Origin of the sequence: Streptosporangium sp. NPDC049046, from assembly GCF_040649155.1 — a bacterium.
Classification (GTDB): Bacteria; Actinomycetota; Actinomycetes; order Streptosporangiales; family Streptosporangiaceae; genus Streptosporangium.
The window spans coordinates 75,602-90,213 of the sequence record NZ_JBEZEZ010000007.1; the positions used below are offsets into that span (position 1 = coordinate 75,602).

Annotated in this window: 13 protein-coding genes; 4 read left to right on the plus strand and 9 right to left on the minus strand. The window is 70.3% G+C overall.

Going from position 1 to position 14,612, the window contains the following annotated elements; translation table 11 throughout:
• The first annotated feature begins 177 nt into the window (after positions 1–177).
• Positions 178–1,125 carry a methyltransferase domain-containing protein gene (locus tag AB0B96_RS11660; protein ID WP_362897901.1) on the plus strand — a complete coding sequence of 316 codons (948 nt, stop codon included), beginning with the start codon at positions 178–180 and terminating at the stop codon, positions 1,123–1,125.
• A gap of 43 nt (positions 1,126–1,168) precedes the next feature.
• Here the strand turns inward: AB0B96_RS11660 and AB0B96_RS11665 are convergent, their stop codons facing one another.
• From AB0B96_RS11665 to AB0B96_RS11675, 3 genes are read right to left on the minus strand one after another with little or no spacing between them, the layout of a single operon-like run.
• Positions 1,169–2,476, minus strand: a complete 1,308-nt coding sequence (locus AB0B96_RS11665) for a polysaccharide biosynthesis C-terminal domain-containing protein (RefSeq protein ID WP_362897903.1) — start codon at positions 2,474–2,476, stop codon at positions 1,169–1,171.
• The gene (asnB, locus tag AB0B96_RS11670; protein ID WP_362897905.1) at positions 2,473–4,572 is read right to left on the minus strand and encodes an asparagine synthase (glutamine-hydrolyzing); all 2,100 of its coding nucleotides are present in this window, start codon (positions 4,570–4,572) and stop codon (positions 2,473–2,475) included. Before asnB ends, AB0B96_RS11665 begins: the two co-directional genes overlap by 4 nt.
• Positions 4,560–5,726: a glycosyltransferase gene (locus AB0B96_RS11675; protein ID WP_362897907.1), complete on the minus strand. Its 1,167-nt coding sequence runs from the start codon at positions 5,724–5,726 to the stop codon at positions 4,560–4,562. Before AB0B96_RS11675 ends, asnB begins: the two co-directional genes overlap by 13 nt.
• A gap of 46 nt (positions 5,727–5,772) precedes the next feature.
• Between AB0B96_RS11675 and AB0B96_RS11680 the strand changes: the two genes are divergently transcribed.
• A complete protein-coding gene (locus AB0B96_RS11680; RefSeq protein ID WP_362897909.1) occupies positions 5,773–5,925 on the plus strand; it encodes a hypothetical protein in 153 nt (50 codons plus the stop codon).
• Positions 5,926–5,934: 9 nt separating this feature from the next.
• On the opposite strand, the gene AB0B96_RS11685 is transcribed toward AB0B96_RS11680, so the two are convergent.
• The 6 genes from AB0B96_RS11685 to AB0B96_RS11710 form a co-directional block, all read right to left on the minus strand.
• Positions 5,935–6,840: an SDR family NAD(P)-dependent oxidoreductase gene (locus tag AB0B96_RS11685; RefSeq protein WP_362897911.1), complete on the minus strand. Its 906-nt coding sequence runs from the start codon at positions 6,838–6,840 to the stop codon at positions 5,935–5,937.
• 106 nt (positions 6,841–6,946) lie between these two features.
• Complete coding sequence (locus tag AB0B96_RS11690) at positions 6,947–7,555, minus strand: ATP/GTP-binding protein (protein WP_350941467.1); 609 nt, start codon at positions 7,553–7,555, stop codon at positions 6,947–6,949.
• Positions 7,536–7,883, minus strand: coding sequence for a DUF742 domain-containing protein (locus AB0B96_RS11695; RefSeq protein WP_350941469.1), 348 nt, complete (start codon positions 7,881–7,883; stop codon positions 7,536–7,538). The genes AB0B96_RS11690 and AB0B96_RS11695 overlap by 20 nt, the downstream gene beginning before the upstream one ends.
• Entirely contained in the window at positions 7,883–8,308 is a 426-nt protein-coding gene (locus AB0B96_RS11700) for a roadblock/LC7 domain-containing protein (protein ID WP_350941470.1), read from the minus strand. Before AB0B96_RS11700 ends, AB0B96_RS11695 begins: the two co-directional genes overlap by 1 nt.
• Entirely contained in the window at positions 8,289–10,646 is a 2,358-nt protein-coding gene (locus tag AB0B96_RS11705; RefSeq protein WP_362897914.1) for a nitrate- and nitrite sensing domain-containing protein, read from the minus strand. Before AB0B96_RS11705 ends, AB0B96_RS11700 begins: the two co-directional genes overlap by 20 nt.
• A gap of 456 nt (positions 10,647–11,102) precedes the next feature.
• Entirely contained in the window at positions 11,103–11,936 is an 834-nt protein-coding gene (locus tag AB0B96_RS11710; protein WP_362897916.1) for a class I SAM-dependent methyltransferase, read from the minus strand.
• A gap of 254 nt (positions 11,937–12,190) precedes the next feature.
• Here AB0B96_RS11710 and AB0B96_RS11715 point away from each other — a divergent pair, with 254 nt between their 5' ends.
• Positions 12,191–13,924: a pyruvate dehydrogenase gene (locus AB0B96_RS11715; protein WP_362897918.1), complete on the plus strand. Its 1,734-nt coding sequence runs from the start codon at positions 12,191–12,193 to the stop codon at positions 13,922–13,924.
• A gap of 203 nt (positions 13,925–14,127) precedes the next feature.
• Complete coding sequence (locus tag AB0B96_RS11720) at positions 14,128–14,547, plus strand: MmcQ/YjbR family DNA-binding protein (protein ID WP_362897920.1); 420 nt, start codon at positions 14,128–14,130, stop codon at positions 14,545–14,547.
• Positions 14,548–14,612: the final 65 nt, after the last annotated feature.

A 14,612-nucleotide genomic window follows, 5' to 3' on the forward strand; every position in this document is an offset into this window, starting at 1 on the left:
GCGCTCATCGGGCAGTGCGACCACGTCATGAGCTTGTCATGACATTTATCGGGTGAACGTATGACGTGGCGTCACTGTCGCCGCCCCGGAATGTCTTCCTATTGTGATCGATCGGATGCGGTAGGTTACGGATCATCGTTCGGGAAGTCCTCGTGCGGCATGTGGCAGGAGACGATGGTGGACGAGACCCTTCTGCAGGTCAGCCGGGGTGAAAGATTCGCCTTCGGCCGCAACTGGAAGGCCTTCGTCGATCTTGTCGACGAGAGTCGCGTCCAACGCGCGATCGACTCGCTGCGGGCGACCCTGGAGGTCGAGGATCTCGCCGGGCGCACCTTCCTCGACGTGGGCTGCGGCAGTGGCCTGTTCTCACTCGCCGCACATCGCCTCGGTGCCCGCGTGCACTCCTTCGACTCCGACGCCGAGGCGGTGGAGTCCGCCGTGCGGCTACGGCACGCCTTCGCTCCCGACGGCTCCGGGGCCGTTGAAGGGGGAGCGACCGACGCCCCGCGGATGACCGAACGGGAAGCGGCCGACGCCTCCCAGACGGCCGAGGAAAGAGATGCCTCCTGGACGATCGAGCGGGGGTCGATTCTGGACGGCGGTTACCTCGCGGGGCTGGGGACCTTCGACGTGGTGTACGTCTGGGGAGTCCTGCACCACACCGGGGCCATGTGGCGGGCCTTCGACGCCACCGTCGGGCTCGTCGCCCCCGGCGGGCTGCTGTTCGTCTCGCTCTACAACGACCAGGGCAGGCAGAGCCGGGTCTGGACCGCCGTGAAGCGGCGCTACAACCGGTCGGGGCCGGTGACCCGCTGCGCCCTGGTCGCCGGGAGCGCGGCGTACATCTACCGGGCCTGGCCCCTGATCAAGGTCGCGCGGCTGCTCCGTGGCCGGGCCGATCCCACGGCCCCCCAGCCGCGGGGCATGTCGCGCCGGCACGACATGCTCGACTGGGTGGGCGGGTACCCGTTCGAGGTCTCCAGGCCCGAGCAGGTTCTCGCCCGTGCCCGCGCGCACGATCTCAGTCTCCTGCTCCTCAAGACGTGCGCGGGCGGGCTCGGCTGCAACGAGTACCTGCTCAAGCGACCGGCCGAACCAGCGCGATCAGCCGTGTCAGCCGTGTGAGCCGAATCAGCCTGATCAGGCGGGTCGCCCCCGATCGGGCGGATCAGCCGACGCGCAGGAGTCCGCGGACCCGGTGGGCGATCTCGCGCACCTCGGCGGCACCCGGGCTCAACCTCCGCAGGGGCACTCCCGCCGATCGCGCGAACCAGACCAGTTGGGTCGCGGCGAGGGCCGTGTAGGCGATCGTGGACGCCAGGGCGCACCCGGCGACACCCGCTTCGGGGACGAGCAGGACGTTCAGCACGAGGTTCGCCGACAGCGCCGCGCCGTACATCAGCGAGGTGGCGAGCGGCAGGTCGAGGCGGAGCAGGTAGGCCGCCGCCGGGGCCGCGACCGCGGCGACGGCCACGCCCGGTGCGAGCACCAGCATCGGGACGACGCACCCGGCGAAGGCCGGACCGGCCGCGGCGACCACCAGGAACGGCCCCGTCAGGCAGAGGAGGACGAGTGACGAGGCGGCGAGGACGGCGGTGATCCGGATCGTCCGCGCCGTGTACGCGGCGGACGCCTCCCGGCTCGACTCCATCTGCCGGGGCAGGGCGACCTGAACCACCGCGCCGGTCATCGCCCGCAGGAGTTCGGCCGGTGTCACTGCCATGGAGTAGATCCCCACCGAGGCGGGCGTGCTCATCGCGTTCAGGATGAGGACGTCGAGCCGCAGCAGCAGGAAATGACAGACGTACCCCGGGTGGTAGCGCAGCCCGCACGACAGCGTACGGGCGGCCAGCCGCCCCTCGCGCGGGCGGCGTACGGGCAGGGGCGGCAGCAGGAGCAGCAGGTTCACCACGAAGGAGAGGGCCCAGACGATCACTACTCCCTCCACGGTGAGCCATCCGGGAAATCCCAGGGCCGCCAGGGCGAAGCACTGCAGGGCGGCTCCGGCCAGCGAGCCCCGGTTGACGACCCCTGTGCGGGCGCGCAGGACGTGCACGTTGTTGACGTAGACGATCGTCGTCATGACGGGTACCGCGGCCAGCCCCCAGACCAGCGTGGAACGGTCGGCGCCGACGCCCGGCAGGGGCGCGACCGTGAGGAAGGCGATCCCCGCCACCACCGCCCCCACGGCGAGCCCCAGCCACGGGCAGTTCGCCGCGATCGCGGGCCGATTCTCCTCCCGCGTCCACAGCGCCGTCTGTGACTTCTCCACCGACAGGTTTCCCATCGCCGCCGCCGTGGTCGCGATGGTGACGATCACCCAGTAGGCGCCACGGTCCCCCGGCCCCAGGGCGCGGGCCACGATCACGCTGGTGAGTCCTCCGGCGACGGTGAGCGTGAGGTGGGTGAGGAGCAGGTGGGCCAGGCGGGTGGCGGTCGCGTCTCCGCCGCGCCCCGTCGCGACCGTGGCACTCACGTGAGCCGCGGTCGCCGATGACGGTCCTCGGCCGGTTGTGCAGTGGGTTGTACGGCGGGCCGCACGGCCGGTTGCACAGCCGATCGTGCGGCTGACGGTACGGCGGGCTGTTCGGTCGATCGTGAGGCCGGTTGTACAGCGGGTCTCACGACCGGCTGCCCGGCCGACCGTGCGGCAGGTCGCGCGACGGACTGTTCGATCGATCGTGCGACCGGTTGTACGGCGGGTTGTTCCGGCAGGTGGGTTCGGTGCCAGAGCTCGAACTGCAGCAGGGCCCAGATGCGCTTCGAGTGGTCCCGCCCTGCGGCGTGCTCGGCGAGCAGGCGGGCGACGACCTTCGGATCGAAGATCCCCCGGTCCCGGGCGGTGGCGTCGGTGAGCAGGTCGTGGGCGAGGGGACGCAGCCCGCTCCTGAGCCAGGAGGCGAGCGGCACCCCGAACCCCATTTTCGGGCGCCTCAGCAGGTGGGCGGGCAACCAGCCGGCGAGGGCGTGCTTGAGGAGGTACTTCGTCGTACCGCCACGGACCTTCAGCTCCCCCGGCAGGCCCGCGGCCCATTCCATCAGGACGTGGTCCAGGAAGGGGGAACGCGCCTCAAGCGAGTAGGCCATCGTGCTGATGTCGGTCTTCACCAGCAGGTCGCCGGGCAGGTAGGTGTTGACGTCGACGTCCATGGCCCGGGTGAGGTCACAGCCCGCCGAGGACTCCTCGAAGGCCCGCTCGATGATGTCGCCGCTGTGGACGCCCGCCACCAGGCCACGCTGCCACGGGGTGTAGACCTGCCGCTTCTGTTCCTCGGTGAAGTAGGACATCAGGCGTGTGTATCCGCCTGCCGTCGGCAGTCCGGCCAGTTCCATGCCCCACCCCGCCTTGCGGAGCATCGATCCCGGGCGCGACAGGGCCTGCACGCTCCTGCCCGCCGCACCCAGCAGCGGTGACGCCGCCGACGGCATCCGCAGCCGGGAGATCCACCGCAGCAGCGTGTAACGGCGGTAGCCGCCGAAGGACTCGTCCCCGCCGTCCCCGTTGAGCACCACCGTCACCTCCCGGCCGCTCAGCCGGGCGACGAGGAGGCTGGGAATCGCCGAGGAGTCGGCGAACGGCTCGTCGAAGTGCCAGGCCAGGGTGGGGAACACGTCCAGCGGGGCGTCGGAGAGGACAAGCTCGGAGTGGTCGGTGCCGTAGAGGGCGGACACCTCCCCGGCGTGCGCGCGCTCGTCGAAGGCGGCCTCCTCGAAGCCGACACAGAAGGTGCGGACCGGCCGCGAGGACTGCCGTGCCATCGCCGCGACGACCGCGGAGGAGTCGACGCCCCCCGACAGGAAGGCTCCGATCGGGCGCTCGCCGGTCATCCGCAGCCGGGTCGCCTCCAGCAGCAGCTCGCGGAGCCGTTCGGCCTCCTCCTCGACGGCCGCCACCGGGCGGGGAGTGGCGTCCAGCCGCCAGTAGCGGTCGACGCGCACTCGGCCTTCCTGCCACACCAGGGTCGAGCCCGGCGGGAGCTTGCCGATCCCCTCGAAGATCGACCAGGGGGCGGGCACGTACTGGAACGTCAGATAGTGGTGCAGGGCGACCGGATCGATCTCGCCGCGCCGGCTCGGGTCGCGGACCAGTGCCTTCAGCTCGGAGGCGAAACGCAGCGAGCCCGACCTCGTCTCCCAGTAGAGCGGCTTCTTGCCGACCCGGTCGCGGGCGAGCAGCAACCTTCGCCTGCGCCCGTCCCACAGGGCGAAGGCGAACATGCCGCGCAGGCGGTGAACGAGGGCGTCGCCGTGTTCCTCGTACAGGTGGACCAGGCACTCGGAGTCGCCGTTCGCGGCGAGGCGGTGTCCCTTGGCCAGCAACTCGGCCCGTAGCTCGGCGAAGTTGTAGATCTCGCCGTTGAACACCGCGACGACGTGGCCGTCCTCGCTGTAGACGGGCTGGTCGCCACCGGCCACGTCGACGACGGCGAGACGGCGCGTCCCGAGCACGGCCGAGTGCTCCACGTGCATGCCGCTGCCGTCGGGACCGCGGTGCACGAGTGTCTCGCACATGTCGCGGACCGTGTCCGGGTCCACCCCGTCTGGGCAGACGGCACCGGCTATCGCGCACATCGCTCCTCCAGAAGGCGCCGGTACAGCGTCAGATGTCGGTCGATCATGGAGTCCACGCGGAGGTTGTCCAGTGCCCAGGCGCGGGCGGCGGCGCCGAGGGACGCTCCCAGGCGAGGGTCGCGCAGCACGCGCTCCAGGGCGTCGGCCAGTGCCCGGGGATCCTGCGGGGGGACCAGCAGCCCGCGCCCGTTCAGCAGCTCGCGGGTGCCGCCCACCGCGGTGGCGACGATCGGCCTGCCCGCCGCCATCGCCTCCATGACCGCGTTGCTCATCCCCTCCTGGAGCGAGGCGAGCACCACCACCGACGCCCGGCGCACCAGGGCCTGGACGTCCCTGCGAAGGCCCAGGAGGCGCAGGTCCACCCCCAGGCTCTCCGCCTGCGGTGTCAGGGCGTCGCGCTCAGGTCCCTCTCCCGCGAGCACCAACGTGCACGGCGTACCCCGGGCCGCCAGCAGCGCCATCGCCTCGACGAGGTAGCGGTGGCCCTTGTACGTCAGCAGGTTGGCGACGCAGCACACGACCGGCAGGTCGGTCGCGACCGACGCGGGCGTGACGGGCAGGAAGGCCGACTCGGGGAGCCCGTTGTAGATCACGCTGATCTTCTCCGGGGCGAGACCCTCCACCCTCCTGGCGTCCTCCGCCACGGCCACGGCGTTGGCCACCACGTGCCGCGTCAGCCGGACGGCGAGGCGCTCCAGCGCGTGGACCCCGTACGGGAGCCTCTTGAAGAGGCTCAGGCTGCGTCGTCCCGCCACGATGACGGGGACCCGGGCGAGCCAGGCGATCGGCGTGCCGATCACATAGGCGTGGTACAGGAAGGCGTGGAGCACGTCCGGCCTGAGCCGCCGTACCAACCTGACGAGGCGTACCGCCGCGAGCAGGTTGCGGGGAAGGGCGGTGATTCCCGTCGACAACGCCGTGAACCCGGCGTTGTGCACGGGGACGCCGGCGCGTTCGAGCGCGTCACCGTACGGACCTCCCGAGTGCAGGGTGACCACGTCGACCTTCACGCCGTCGCGGGCCAGGCCCGTGGCCAGGAGGAAGATCTGCTTCTCGGTGCCGCCGACTCTCAACTGCCCGGCCAGCAGCAGGACGCGACGAAGCCCGCCGGATGCCGCCGCCCAGCCCGAGATCACCCCGCGGCTACTCTTCACGTTCGCGATCTTACGTTCGGTAATCGCAGACGTAAGGGAGATCGCCGTGGCCGGTGAGCGTGTCGCGGCCCGGCGGGCGAGGCCGGTCGCCCCGTCCACCCTCCGCTGCGCCGCCGACAGGAACGCCGTATCCACGCCGCCGACAGGCGCGTCGTCGGTCCGGCCCACTCGGCCCGGCTACGCGACCCGCCGCCCCTGACCGTTCGGATCAGGTACGCGGTCCCGGGGCTCGGCGGAAGGCGAAGGGCTGGCTCTCACGGCCGGGGACGACGAACCAGCACTCGCCGGTGCCGTCGCCGTCGAGCAGCCGGAAGAAGGTGTCGACGACGGACGAGACGTCGAGGATCGGGAAGCCGAGTCCCTCCAGCACCGCCTTGCTCTCACCGAGGATCGCGGTGTCGGCGAAGGACGGGCAGAGCGCCTGCACCCTGATGCCGTGCGGCCGGAGGTCCTCGCCGAGCGAGCGGACGAGTCCGACGACGGCGTGCTTGTTGGCGGCGTAGACGGGGTCGGAGGGGATGCCGACGATGCCCGCCATGCTCGCGGTCGCCACGATCGTGCCGCCGCCCGACGCCCGCAGGGCGGGGATCGCGGCGTGCGCCCCGAAGACGACGCCGTCGAGGTTCACACCCATCGCGAGGCGGTAGCGCCGGATGTCGAAGTCCTCCCCCAGGCCGCAGCCCGAGGCGATGCCCGCGTTGAGGAAGGCGAGGTCGAGCCTGCCGTACCGCTCGACCGCGGTCGCCACCGCCGTCTCGTTGTCCTCCAGCCGGGACACGTCGCAGTGGACGTACGTCGCTCCCAGCTCGTCCGCGAGCCTGCCGCCCGCGACGTCGTCGATGTCGGCGAGGACGACGCGGGCACCGCCCTCGGCCAGCCGCCGGGCCACTCCCGCGCCGATGCCGTTGCCGCCGCCGGTGACGAGGGCGACCCTGCCCTCCAGCTCGTCGGCGCGGACCACGTTGAACGCCTCCGCCGGGCTCACCTGGCTCCCCGTTCCCAGCCCACTGAGCAGCCCGCCCCCGGTGAGGCCGACCTTCGCACCCGCGCCCGCCTTCTCCGGGCCCCCCGTCCCCGTCCCCGCGACCTCCACGATCGTGTTCTCCGTGTTCACAGGGGCGGCCCTCCGATGGCGGCGTTGGTCGAACCCGTACTCCGGTACGCCGCGATCGTACGCTCGGCGACACGGTCAGGGGAGGTTCACGCGGGTGCGACGGGGCTCAGGCGCCCGCGTGGGCCGCCTGGAAGGCGCCTCCCGCCGCGTAGGTGACCAGCGTGGTCAGCACCTCCTTGACCGAGTCGCGTCTGCGCACGTCACAGAGGATGATCGGTGCCACGCCGTCCAGGCCCAGTGCCCGCCGCACCTTGATCGGGTCGTGCCGGCGCGCGCCGTCGAAGCAGTTGACCGCGACGACGAACGGGAGCCCGCGCTGCTCGAAGTAGTCCACGGCGGGGAAACAGTCCTGCAGGCGGCGGGTGTCGGCGAGGACGACCGCGCCGAGGGCGCCGACGGACAGCTCGTCCCACATGAACCAGAACCTGTCCTGGCCCGGGGTGCCGAACAGGTAGAGCCAGAGCCCGTCGCGGATGGTGATCCGGCCGAAGTCCAGCGCGACGGTCGTGGTGATCTTTGACTCCACGCCCGCGGTGTCGTCCACGTGGATGCCGCGCTCGCTCAGCAGTTCCTCGGTGTGCAGAGGCCTGATCTCGCTGATCGTGCCGACCATGGTCGTCTTGCCGACCCCGAAACCACCGGCGACAAGGATCTTGATGGCCATCGCGGGGGTGTCGCCCGGGGGCATGCCCGGCTCAGAGGCCGCGTATTCCATGCAGCACTTCCCTGTAGATGCGTTCGTCGATCGTCTTCCCCATCGGCCGGGGCTTGTCGATGGTGACCAGGCCCTCGCGTCGCAGCTCGCTGAGGAGTACGCGGGTGATGTTGAGTGGCAGCTTGAGATGCGCGGCGACGTCGGCCACGGTGGTGGGCCGACGGCACGCGTGCAGCACGTTGAGGTGTTCGGGCATCAGCCCGACCGGCTCGAAGGGCATCTCGACGGTCGTGACGATGGCCACCAGGTCGAAGCTCTCCCCGACCGGGCGCGCCCTGCCTCCGGTCACCCCGAAGAGCCTGACCAGAGGCCCGGGATCCTCCCCCATCACGTCCTCGTACCGTTCCAAGCGGGCGCTGGGGCGGCTCCCCTCGGCTGCGCGGACAGGTGCTCGCCGACGCGCTTGACCAGCAGCGCCATCTCGTAGGTCACCATGCCCAGTTCGGCGTCGCCCGCGGCGAGTACGGCCAGCCTGGCTCCCTGTCCCGCCGCGGTGACGAACAGGAAACCCCCCTCCATCTCGATGATGGTCTGCCGTACGCCGCCGAGGCCGAAGTGCCGCCCCGCACCCAGCGCGAGGCTGTGGCTTCCCGCCGAGATGGCGGACAGGTGTTCGGCGTCCTCCCGGGTCAGCCCTCGGGAGCCGCCCATCGCCAGGCCGTCGGCGGACAGCACGATGGCGTGCCGGATACCGGTGACCCGCTGGGTCAGGTCGTCGAGCAACCAGCTCAGTTCAGATCTGGGGTCGGGCATCGGAGTGGCCGTCCTTTCGCTTCCACATGTCCGTTTCCTGCTCCGCATGGCTGCGGCCCTGCTGCCAGCCTCGCTGCATGGAGGACATGAGGTGTGAGAGCTCCTCGGGGGTTCGCGCGGTGGTGTCGCGCGCTTCGGGGGAGCGTGTCTGGCGGAGCTGGGGGGCCAGATTAGCCTGCCGTACCCGCATCGGCAGCCCGTCCAGGTCGTCGTCGGTGTCCGGGATGAAGACGGCCCGCCGCACCGGTATCGAGGCGGGGACATCGGGAGCCTCGCGCCGCTCCTGGGTGGGGAACCAGCTCGACGTGGTCTCGGGAGTGTGGGTCGTCCCGTGGTCCTGGGCGCCGGAGAGCGCCCTGGGCCAGTCTTCCGCTGCCGCGCTCAGCGCCCGTGCCGGTCCGCCCGGGTGCGCGCCGTCCTGACGCGCCCGGTTCGGCATGGTCTCGGCGGCGAGCGACTCGCAGGTGGCGAGCAGGCTCTGCGGCAGCAACACGATCGCGGTGGTGCCGTCGTACGGCGAGGGGCGCAGTACGACCTTGATCCCGTGCCGGGCGGCGAGCCTGGCCACGACGAACAGGCCGAGCCTGTCGCTGTCCGCCAGGTCGAACTCCGGCGGGTCGGCGAGCTTGGCGTTGAGCTCGTCGAGGTTGGCCTGGCTCAGTCCCAGGCCGCGGTCCTCGACTTCCAGCGCGAAGCCGTTCGCCGCGACCATGCTCCGCACGTGGACCGCGGTGTTCGGCGGCGAGAAGGTGGTGGCGTTCTCCACCAGCTCGGCGATCAGGTGGATCACGTCGGTGACCGCGGCGCCGACCAGCAGCGGCGCGTGCGGCATGGGGAGCACGGTGACGCGGGTGTAGTCCTCGACCTCCAGGATGGCGCTGCGCACCACGTCGAAGATGGGCACCGGGTCACGCCACCTGCGGGACGGAGCCGCGTCGGACAGGATGATCAGGTTCTCCGCGTGCCGCCGCATGCGGGTGGTCAGGTGGTCGAGCTTGAAGAGATCCTCCAGGATCTCCGGTTCTTCGACGCGACGCTCCATCGTGTCGAGGAGCGTGAGCTGGCGGTGCAGCAGCGCCTGGTTGCGCCAGGCGAGGTTCAGGAAGACCAGGCCGACGCCCTTGCGGAGCGTCGCCTGGCCGACCGCGGCCTCCACCGCGGTGCGTCGCACGGCGGAGAACGCGTGCACGACGCGGTCGACCTCGGCGGTCCTCGCGGGGGCGAGCTCGGGGGCCTCGATCGCCGGGTTCACGTCGTCGCCCCTGCGCAGCCGCTCCACCAGCCGGGGCAACCGCTCCTCGGCCAGTTCCACGGCGGACGCCTGGAGCCGCTTCAGCTCGGCGACCAGGGAGCGGCCGAACCGGTAGGAGGCGAGGATCGAGACGACGATCGCGAGCAGGCCCAGTCCCAGGATCAGCCCGATCCGCAGGTAGGTGTCGTTCCTGAGCGCCTCGCCCCTGGTCGCCGAGCGGGCGAACTCCCGCACGCTCTGCTTGTTGACGGCGACCAGAACGGCCTCGGCGTCACGCTTCCACTCGGCGGCGTCCAGCGGGGGCTTACCGGCGAGGTTCCACGAGAAGATCCTGTCCTCGCCCGCGGTGAACCGCTGGTAGGCGGGGCTCTGCAGGAAGGCCTCGTGATCCGCTTTCAGGTCCGGGCTCATGTCCCGCTCCGCGTAGACCAGGTAGTTTCTCCGGCTGGTCATCGCCGAGACGAAGGCCGCGTGTTCCGCGGGCGTCATCGCGCCGCGCTTCAGCGCCGCGGTGAGGACGGCGTGCTCCCTGCTCGCGAACTCGGCGGTGGTGCTGTAGGCGCCCATGCCGCGGACGTTACGGAATGCCTCCAGGTCCGCGATCGCGGTGGCGTCACCGATCTGCCGGTTGGCGGCTCCGACGAACTCGTTGTAGCCGTCGGTCACCTGGACGGGGCTGAGCGCACCGCGGTCGGTGAGGGTACGGACCTGGCTGAGCCCTTCCATCGCCGCGATCAACGCCCGGATGTCCGTCGGGGCGTTGTCGGGCTCGTATGCCTCGGCGGACGCGACCGCCTGGCGTACCCGGTCCAGTTGGACGTTCGTGACCCGCCGTTGCTTGGAGAGTGTCTCGTTCTGGGCGGTGGCGCCGGCCGACTCGGCGGAGATCTGACGCTCCCGCTGGATCTCGAAGATCAGCTGCCGGATCGGTTCTCCGATCACCTGCCAGCGGCTCTGGGTCTGGGCGATGCCGGCGACCTGCGCGACGGTCGAGTAGGCGACGAATCCCCACAGGACGATCAACGAGAGGATGGGAAGGAGCAGGATCGCGAGGATCTTCGAGCGAATCGGAGGGGGGTTGCTCATTCGGACTTTCCAATCCGCGGTTCCTGCGCCTGGCCGGCGCCCGCAGGCCGAACGGGCCCCGCGGTCGCACGCCGCGACTGGTGCGTGTGTGATTCGACACACTATGCCCATGGGACTTATCACGCTTCAAGTCACCAGAGCGAAGATTGAATATCAATGTTCCGGGTGGGTAGGGCGGTTTTTTATCAATAAAAAGTGGGTTTCTGGCGATCGCCCAGCTCACACCGGGTGCGGACCGCGAGTGAGCACTCTCCGCCGTCACCACTGATCGAGACGGTTTCGTCACCATCCGCCGACGGACCGCCGGTCAGGCGCCGGGCCCCTCCACTCCCTCGCGCAGTGGCGACGGCGGATCCGTCGTCTCCCGGGTCTGAGCCGACCCTCGCGGAGCGCCCGGCACCGGATCCGTCGTCTCCCGGGGCGGTGCCGGCGCCCTTCCGCTCCCTCGCGGAGTGCTCAGTCGTCGGCCCTGCGGGCGAGGATCGAGTGGATCTCGAAGGAGGGGGCGCTGAAGCCCGGAGCCGACATGACCTCCCGGACCTCCCTGAGCTGCCCCGAGGTCATCCCCGCCGCCATCAGGTGCTCCTCCAGATGGTGGCTGTTGCTGATCAGGAGGCCGAGCCCGGCGGACCCGCGCTCCCACACCTCGGTCCAGCGCACCTGGTCGATGTCGACCAGGCCCGCCGCCGCGATGTCCCGCGCGGCCACACTCCCCCAGGTCGGATCGCTACCCGCCGCGCCCAGGACCCGGGCCATGGCCGTGACGTAGATCCCGTACACCTCCCCTTCGCGCCCGCCGGAGGCTGGGGGCGCCACCCAGCGGGTGATGTCGATCTCGTCGAGCTGCAGCCGGCCGCCGGGCCGCAGCGCGGCGCGCAGGCGCCTCAGGACCTGGCGACGCTGCGGCAGGTGGCTGAGCACGAGCCGGGCGTGGATCAGGTCGAACGCGTCCTGTGGCAGCGGGTCGACGACGATGTCGTGGCGGGCCACGGTCAGCCCCGGTCTGGACGGGATCAGGCCGGGCTTGATGTCGGTCGCCAGCACGTGTCCACCCGGCGTCACCCGTTCGGCCAGCCAGAGGGCCACGCTGCCACCGCCCGCCCCGACCTCCAGGCACCTCCAGCCGGGCCCGACACCGGTCAGGGCGAGACGCTCGAACGTGAGCGGGTCGAGAAGCCGGGCGAGGTAGTGGTGCTGGTCGGACGAGTGGTCCCCGTCGTTGTCGAAGACGTAGTCGGACGCGATCGCCGAGTTCTGCCCGGTCATCTGGCCCCTTCCGAGAGCGGTCACCTCGTCCGCATGGTAAGTAGGTTGACACGGAAAGTGACAGGCATCCGGCCGGACCTGGCCGTCTTCTCTGGAGAACCTATCCCTCCGGCTACACTCTGTACGCATAAAGAACTTTTGTTCGATATATGAACGATGATGGGTCGTGAGACACAAGTCCCCCCGACACGCGCCGTCCTGACTCTTCCCGGGCGATCCCGAGTGATCCGGCGAAATACGGTGAGGTACCCCGGTGACGCCGGACATGAGGGGGCACCATGGCGACCGTCGCCGAGCAGTTCATCGAGGTTCTCCGCCAGGCCGGGGTGGAACGGATCTACGGGGTGGTGGGCGACAGCCTCAACCCGGTGGTCGACGCCATCAGGAAGGCCGGTGACATCGAGTGGATCCACGTGCAGAACGAGGAGGCCGGGGCGTTCGCCGCCTCGGCCGAAGCACAGGTCACCGGGCGCCTCGCGGTCTGCGCGGGCAGTTGCGGGCCCGGCAACACCCATCTGCTCCAGGGCCTCTACGACGCCCACCGCAGCGGTGCCCCGGTGCTCGCGATCGCCTCGCACATCCCCTCCGCGCAGATCGGCACGGGCTTCTTCCAGGAGACCCACCCCGGACGACTGTTCGTGGAGTGCAGCCACTTCTGCGACATGATCAGCACACCCGAGCAGATGCCCCGGGTGCTGCGCACCGCCGTACAGCAGGCGCTCGGCCTCGGTGGCGTCTCCGTCGTAGTGCTTCCCGGTGACGTGGCGGAACTGTCCGCCGCCCACCCCACCGGCGAGCACGACTTCCTGACCACGACCGGCACGGTCGTACCCCCCGCCGACCAGGTGGCCGAGCTGGCGGCGGCGCTGAACCGCGCCGAGAAGGTGATGCTGTTCTGCGGCGCGGGGACACGTCACGCCCGCGACGAGGTCATGGCGCTGGCCGGGCGCGTCCTGGCACCGGTCGGGCACGCGCTGCGCGGCAAGGAGTGGATCCAGTACGACAACCCGTACGACGTGGGGATGAGCGGGCTGCTCGGGTACGGCGCCTGCCACGAGGCGATGCACGACGCCGATCTGGTGGTGCTGGCCGGGACCGACTTCCCGTACGACGACTTCCTGCCGGGCGCGCGGACGATCCAGATCGACCACGACGCGGGGCGGCTGGGCCGCAGGACCCCGCTGGAGCTGGCCGTGCACGGCGACGTCGGCGCGACGATCCGCGCGGTGCTGCCCCATGTCACCCAGAAGACGGACCGCCGCCATCTCGACAAGACGCTGCGCAAGCACCTGAAGGTGCTGGAGAACGTCGTGGAGGCGTACACCCACGACATCGAGCACCACCTGCCGATCCACCCCGAGTGCGTCGCGAACCTGATCGACGAACTGGCCGCGGACGACGCCGTGTTCACCGTGGACACCGGGATGTGCTGCGTCTGGGCCGCCCGTTACCTCAGCCCCAACGGGCGCCGCCGCGTGATCGGCTCGTTCGTGCACGGGAGCATGGCCAACGCGCTCCCGCAGGCCGTCGGCGCCCAGTTCGCGGACCGGCGCCGCCAGGTCGTCTCGCTCTCCGGGGACGGCGGGCTCGCCATGCTCCTCGGGGAGCTTCTCACCGTCCGGCAGCACGATCTGCCGGTGAAGACGGTGGTGTTCAACAACTCCTCGCTCGGCATGGTGAAGCTGGAGATGATGGTGGAGGGGATGCCCGACTTCGGCACCGACCACGCCCCCGTCGACTACGCGGCGATCGCCGGCGCGGCCGGGATCGGGGCGTTGCGGGTGGAGAATCCCTCGGACGTACGGGAGGCCCTCGCCACGGCCTTCTCGACCCCCGGCCCCTTCCTGCTGGATGTGGTCACCGACCCGGACGTGCTCGCCATGCCGCCGAGCGTCAGCGGAGCGCAGGTGAAGGGGTTCGCCCTCGCCGCGAGCAAGATCGTGCTCAACGGCGGGGTGGGACGCATGATCGACATGGCGAAGGCGAACCTGCGCAACATCCCCCGTCCATGAAACCGACGGGTCGGGACATCCGGCCACCATCGTTCCGAGACGAAACCGACGGGTCCGGCCGTCCGGTCACGATCGTTTTGAGATCCGGACCGACCCGAAACCGGCCCGAGGCGAGGCCGAAGCCTGGCCGACCCGGGACGATCCCGGTGGATCCACACCGGCTCGGGGTGGAATCGTCGGCGCAGAGGTTCAGAATGGGCGCCATGGACAACTGGCGTGAGGTCCGCGAGACGCTGCGCGAGTTCGCGTTGCGCCTGCCGGAGACCTACGAGGACCACCCCTGGGACGACACGGTCGTCAAAGTCAACAAGAAGATCTTTCTCTTCCTCGGCGTCGAAGAGCCGACCGAGAAATGGAGACCGAGAGTCGGGATGAAGCTGCCGGAGTCGAGCGGCCACGCGTTGGCGTTCGACGGCGTCAAACCATCCGGCTACGGACTGGCCAAAACGGGATGGGTCTCGATCTCCCTGATGAACGCGAGCGCGCTCCTGGAGACCGAGATACTCCTCGACTGGGTCGAGGAGAGCTACCGCGCCGTCGCTCCCAAGAGGCTCGTCGCCACGCTCGACGCGCCCTCACAGATCGGCGACGAACCGTCGCCCGTGGACGATCGATCACTGTAGTTCCCTTCCGTGCACCCTTTCCTTTTCCAGTGGACTTGGTCTCGGCGTGTCATCACATGGCCCTC